Source organism: Streptomyces alkaliphilus, assembly GCF_014141535.1.
Lineage (GTDB): Bacteria > Actinomycetota > Actinomycetes > Streptomycetales > Streptomycetaceae > Streptomyces > Streptomyces alkaliphilus.
The window spans coordinates 1-5,446 of record NZ_VKHT01000288.1; the positions used below are offsets into that span (position 1 = coordinate 1).

4 protein-coding genes and 1 pseudogene are annotated in these 5,446 nt (G+C 71.7%); 3 read left to right on the forward strand and 2 right to left on the reverse strand.

The annotated features are described in order from the left end of the window. Window positions 1-89: 89 nt before the first annotated feature. Entirely contained in the window at window positions 90-698 is a 609-nt protein-coding gene (locus tag FNQ90_RS11355) for a hypothetical protein (protein WP_182606256.1), read from the reverse strand. 378 nt (window positions 699-1,076) lie between these two features. On the opposite strand from FNQ90_RS11355, the gene FNQ90_RS11360 reads away from it, so the two are divergent. The 3 genes and pseudogenes from FNQ90_RS11360 to FNQ90_RS11370 form a co-directional block, all read left to right on the forward strand. Continuing rightward, window positions 1,077-2,573 carry a glutamate--cysteine ligase gene (locus FNQ90_RS11360; RefSeq protein WP_182606257.1) on the forward strand — a complete coding sequence of 499 codons (1,497 nt, stop codon included), beginning with the start codon at window positions 1,077-1,079 and terminating at the stop codon, window positions 2,571-2,573. A 206-nt stretch (window positions 2,574-2,779) separates the two neighbouring features. Further along, window positions 2,780-3,562, forward strand: a complete 783-nt coding sequence (locus FNQ90_RS11365) for a CPBP family intramembrane glutamic endopeptidase (RefSeq protein ID WP_323379887.1) — start codon at window positions 2,780-2,782, stop codon at window positions 3,560-3,562. Window positions 3,563-3,783: 221 nt separating this feature from the next. Further along, window positions 3,784-4,764, forward strand: a pseudogene (locus tag FNQ90_RS11370) (DMT family transporter); the annotation flags it as partial. On the opposite strand, the gene FNQ90_RS27295 reads toward FNQ90_RS11370, so the two are convergent. Next, window positions 4,672-5,358 (reverse strand): pyridoxamine 5'-phosphate oxidase family protein, encoded by a 687-nt coding sequence (locus FNQ90_RS27295; RefSeq protein WP_323379888.1) that lies wholly within the window; start codon window positions 5,356-5,358, stop codon window positions 4,672-4,674. The pseudogene FNQ90_RS11370 and the gene FNQ90_RS27295 overlap by 93 nt on opposite strands. Between the last annotated feature and the right edge of the window lie 88 nt (window positions 5,359-5,446).

Genomic DNA, 5,446 nt, shown 5'->3' on the forward strand with positions numbered 1-5,446 from the left:
CCCGAGCACCCCCCCCGGACACACGGGTGCCGGGTCGGGTCCGCTCCCACGTCCTCGGGGGAACGGGCCCGACCCGGCGTCCGGCGCTCTCAGCCCGCCAACTGAGCAGGCGCCAGTCTGGAACCCACCAGCGCGTGCAGCGTCGCGGCCGTCATGGGCCGGTTCGCCGCGATGCCCGGAGGCGCCGGTGCCAGGGGGATCAGCAGGTCACCTGCCACGGGCCCGCCACCGGCCGGCTCCGCCGCGCCCGCCTCCGCGGCGGGACGGAGCCACAGGGTGAGCATGTACAGCCGGGGAACCGACAACAGACACGGCGACCAGGAGTCCTCCAACTCGTCCGCCCGCCGGAGCGCGAGATCCGTGGACGCCGCGTAGGGCCCCTCACCGAAGTGTGAGAAAGCCCAACCGTCGGGGGTCAGCCGGGTCTCGGCCGTGCCGACCGGCAGACCGTCCCGCATCAGCAGGAACCGCCAGCCGACCAGCGGAGCGGACGCCGGGACGGCGGTCCCGACCTCCCACTGGTGCACCGGCAGCGGACGTGCCGGTACCAGATCCTCGCGACTCTCGCGAACCTCCCGGTCCTCGCGGTGGGCCCGATGGGTTTCCCGGGAATGGGGAGCCAGAACAGCGGGGGAGCGAAGTGCGGTGCGCACACAACGCTCGGCCGGCTCGGGCGCCGGCGGAAGATGCAGGGGCATGGTGGGTCGCCTCTCGCTTCGGAGACACGCGTTCCAGGATTTTAACCGGCGTATGTTGGCGCCATGTTTCCGGTAGCCGTACCGGGATGTGACGGCAAGCGGAAAACCGGCCGAATTCCGTTTTCCCGCCCTCCGGCAGCCATGACGGGCGGGCCGGTCGCGTGACGGAAGCCACGTCCTTCCGGCTCCCCTGTGGGCAGTATTCCACAGGAATATGCGTCGTGACCGTGCTTCCGCCGGAAGCGGCGTGCCGCGTCCCGTGCGTTAGCGTGCCCCGGCGATGGGCATGATCGGAACATCGCGGGCCGCGCGCCCCGATCCCGGAGGCCCCCGGTCCCGGGCCGGCTCCGGGGGGACCGTCGAAGGAGGTGCCCGGTCGTGGGCGCGAACATCGCAGCTGACGGCTTCGATCCGGCGGACCGTCGGCGTTTTCGCGAGAAACTGCGGAGCTGTCTGGACGCTCTGCGTGATTTGTTGGAGGACAAGGCGTTCGACCGCCCCAGGGATCTCATCGGATTGGAGGTGGAGGTTCCGCTGGCCGATTCGAGGGGCGCCCCGCGAATGGTCAACGAGGAGGTGCTGTCCCGGATGGCCACCGCCGATTTCCAGAGTGAGTTGGGGCGCTTCACGCTGGAACTGAATATGGCACCCCGCCGGTTGCGCGGCAGGGTTCTGGACGACCTGGCGGAGGAGCTGCGGATCGCCTTCGCCTATGCGGCCCGGACCGGAGTCGAATTCGACGCCCGGCCGGTTCTGGTGGGTATTCTTCCCACTCTCACGGGAGAGGGCATGAATGCCGCCCAACTCACCGACGCGGAACGTTACACACTGCTGAACGACCAGATCATGTCGGCCCGCGGGGAACTGATCTCCCTCGACATCACGGGAACCGAGACCCTGCGTCGCACCTTCGACTCGATCATCCCCGAATCGGTCTGCACGGCCGTGCAGTTCCATCTCCAGGTCACCCCCGAGCGGTTCGCCGACGTGTGGAACGCCTCCCAGGTGGCCGCCGCCGCCCAGATCGCCGTGGGCGCCAACTCCCCCTTCGCCTTCGGCCGCGAACTGTGGCAGGAGACCCGCCCTCCGCTTTTCCTGCAGGCCACGGATACCCGCTCACCCGAACTCATCGTCCAGGGGGTGCGTCCGCGCTCCTGGTTCGGGGAGCGTTGGATCGACTCGCCCCTCGACCTCTTCGAGGAGAACCTGCGCTACTTCCCGGCCCTGCTGCCCCTGTGTGACGAGGAGGAGCCCCGTCGGGTCCTGGCCGCCGGTGGCGTACCCCGACTCGCCGAACTCGTCCTGCACAACGGCACCGTCTACCGCTGGAACCGACCCGTCTACGACATCGCGGACGGCGTGCCGCACCTGCGGGTGGAGAACCGCGTGTTGTCCACCGGGCCCACCGTCACGGACATGGTCGCCAACGCCGCCTTCTACTACGGACTGGTTCGCTCCCTGGCCGAACAGCCCGAGCCGCTGTGGCGACGCCTTCCCTTCCGCATGGCCGAGCACAACTTCCACACCGCCTGCAGACACGGCATCGACGCCCGTCTGGCGTGGCCCCGCCGGGGCCGCGGGCAGGAGAGCGAGGAGATCCCGGCCGCCCGTTTGATCACCGACCACCTGGTGCCCATGGCCTCGGCGGGACTGGACGCCTGGGGTATCGCCCCGGCCGACCGCGATCGTTACCTCTCGGTGATCGAGGGGCGGTGCCGCACCGGTCTCACCGGCGCCGGATGGCAGACTCGGTTCCATCACCGGGCGGTGGAGCGCGGGGCCGATCGGGACACGGCGCTCATGCGGCTGGTTCAGCGGTACTGCGAGCTCTCCGCCGCCGACGAACCGGTCCACACCTGGCCCCTGGACGTCTGAGGCGTCCCCGCCCGGCTCCGGATCGGGGATCACCCCGGCGACGACCAGGCGAGGAGCGGTGCATGCGGCGGGACGGAGCGGGACGCGACGCGAACCCGGCGGCCGGGGCACGGGACCCCGACACGGCGGGGCTTCCGCTCCCCGGCGGACGGACCGGACCAGCCGGGAAATCCGGGGACGCCCACCGCGCCGCCGGCCCCCTCCCCGTGACCGACCCGCTCCGTCGCCGTGTCCTGGGCCACGAGGTGTTGCTGGTCCTCGCGCTCTCCCTGGGGGCGAGCGCGATCGCCTCCCTGATCCGGTTCACCGGCGTGCTCACGGCGCCCGGTGGTCTCTCCGACCACGTCGCCGGACTGAACTCCTCCCGTGCCCCGGACCGCCCGTGGCTCGACCTCGCCTGGCAGGTCTTCGGGATCGCCACCGCGCTGGTGCCCGTGTTACTGGTGATCCACCTGTTGACCCGTGACCGTTTCGACGGCACCGCCCCCGGCACTGGCGCCATCGGACTGGATGGGCGCCGACCGTGGTCCGATCTCGGTCGGGGAGCGGGAGTGGCGGCCCTCATCGGCGCTGGTGGACTGGCGCTCTACCTCGGCGCGCAGGCCACCGGACTCAATCTCACGGTGGTGCCCGAGTCGCTCCCGGAGACCTGGTGGAAACTGCCCGTGCTGATCGCCTCCGCCCTGCAGAACTCCCTGCTGGAGGAGGTGGTCGTGGTCGGCTACCTGCTGCACCGACTCGGACAGCTCGGGTGGAGCCCGGTGGCCGCGCTCGTGGCCTCCTCCGTGCTGCGCGCCTTCTACCATCTCTACCAGGGCATCGGCGGTTTCGTCGGCAATCTCGTGATGGGCGTCGTCTTCGTGCTGCTGTACCGGCGCTGGGGACGGGTGATGCCCCTGGTGGTGGCCCATGCCCTGATCGACATCGTCGCCTTCGTCGGCTGGGCGCTGCTCGCCGGACGGGTGGGCTGGCTGCCCGGGACGGGGTGACCGCCCGTCCACCGGGCACCCGGACCGGGGAGTTGCCCGGTCCGGGAGCGCCCCGTAGGGTGCGATCCATGCCGATGACCGTTCTTCCGCCCCCGGCCGCGTAACGCGGGCCGTACCGGTACGAGCGCGACGGATCCCCCGGGGTTCCCGCGCCGACGGATCGTGCCCGCCACGGGATACGCGATCTGTCCGGCATTCCTCGCGCGGGAGAACACCCACTCATGTCACACTCCTTGTCACCCGTTCCCGCCCTGCCCGTGGGCCGGGGACTGCTCTACGTCATCGTGGCCGCCACCGCCTGGGGCACGGCGGGGGCGGCGGCGGCCGTCCTCTTCGAAACCAGTGGCCTGGGCCCGGTGGCCCTCACGTTCTGGCGCACCCTCGGCGGTCTGGTACTGCTGCTGGCCCTCGGGGGCCTCACGCGCCGACGTTCCCTCCCCGCTCCGGCTGTTCCCTCCGTCCCGGCCCGGAACCGGCGGCGTGAACGGATCGCCCGGGTCACCGTCATGGGGCTGGGACTCACGGTCTTCCAGACCGCCTACTTCGCCGGTGTCCAGCACACGGGCCTGGCCGTCGGCACCGTGGTGACCCTCGGCGCCGGTCCGGTACTCATCGCCCTGGGCGCCCGGTGGTGGATGGGGGAGCGGCTCGGCGGGGGCGGAGCACTCGCCGTTCTCGGGGCCCTGCTCGGGCTGGTCGTCCTGATGTCGGGCGGCGCCCACGGGGCCGGCACGGTGAGCCCGCTCGGCGTGGGCTTCGCCCTGATGTCGGCGACGGGGTACGCCGTCATCACCCTGTACACCCGGTGGGCCGGCTCCCGGGGTGTGTCGGCGGACCCCCGGACCACCACCCTGTCGTCCTTCGCGGTGTGCGCGACCTGTCTGCTGCCCCTCGGTCTGCTGGAGGGGCGTGGGCTGTTGCCGCTCGCGGACGCGCTGCCGGAGACCATCGGGCTGATGGTCTACATGGCCGCGGTGCCCACCGCGCTGGCCTACGCGCTGTACTTCGCGGGGCTGGCGGTCGTGCGGGCGGCGACCGCCTCGATCATCGCGCTGATCGAACCCCTCACCGCCGCCGTGATCGCCGTGGTGTGGTTGGGGGAGGCGCTCTCACCCGCCACCGTCACCGGTACCGTCCTCCTGCTGTCGGCGGTCACGGGGCTGATCCTGTCCGAGACCCGGTCCGTTCCCGTCGGCGGACGCGAGGTACGCGGGAACCGGCCGGGCAGCCTCCCGGGCGTCGGCGGGAACGGGGACGCCGCGCACGGTGTGGATCGGGAGAACCCCGCTCCAGTGCGGGAGTGAGAGATCCCCGGGTTCGTCGTTCGGTCCGCCCTCCCGCACCTTGGCCGAGACCTCGGTGAGGTCGATCGCGAGTACGGCGGTGGCGGCCGCCTCCCGCGCGTCGGCCGGTCTGCAGTCCGCCGACCGGCCGGGCACCGCCTGGTCCACCAGCGCGTCCAGGGCACGGGCCCGTTCGGCCGGGTCGGTGACCTGCCGGGCGGTGCCGTGCACGACGACCGAGCGGTGGTTGACGGAGTGGTGGAACGCGGACTTGGCCAGCACCACGCCGTCCACGTGTGTGACCGTTACACACACCGGGAGACCCTCCGGGTTCCCGGCCGCGCGCAGCGGCCGGGAACCGGTGGAACCGTGCACGTACAGACGCTCTCCCCGCCGGGCGTAGAGAGTGGGCAGGACCACCGGACGGCCCTCACGCGCGAAGCCCAGGTGGCAGATCCACCCGGCGTCCAGGATGGCGTGCACCGATTCCCGGTCCCAGCGCGCCCGCTTCAGCCCCCGGGTGGGGACGTTGAAATCGGTGCGCGGGTATTCGTCGGTGGTGTCGGCGTTCCCGGCGGCGGTGCGGGGCCCGGCTGTGGTG

Coding starts and splice junctions, on each gene's coding strand:
- FNQ90_RS11355 (WP_182606256.1), bottom strand. CDS start 698: ATGCCCCTGCATCTTCCGCCGGCGCCCGAGCCGGCCGAGCGTTGTGTG.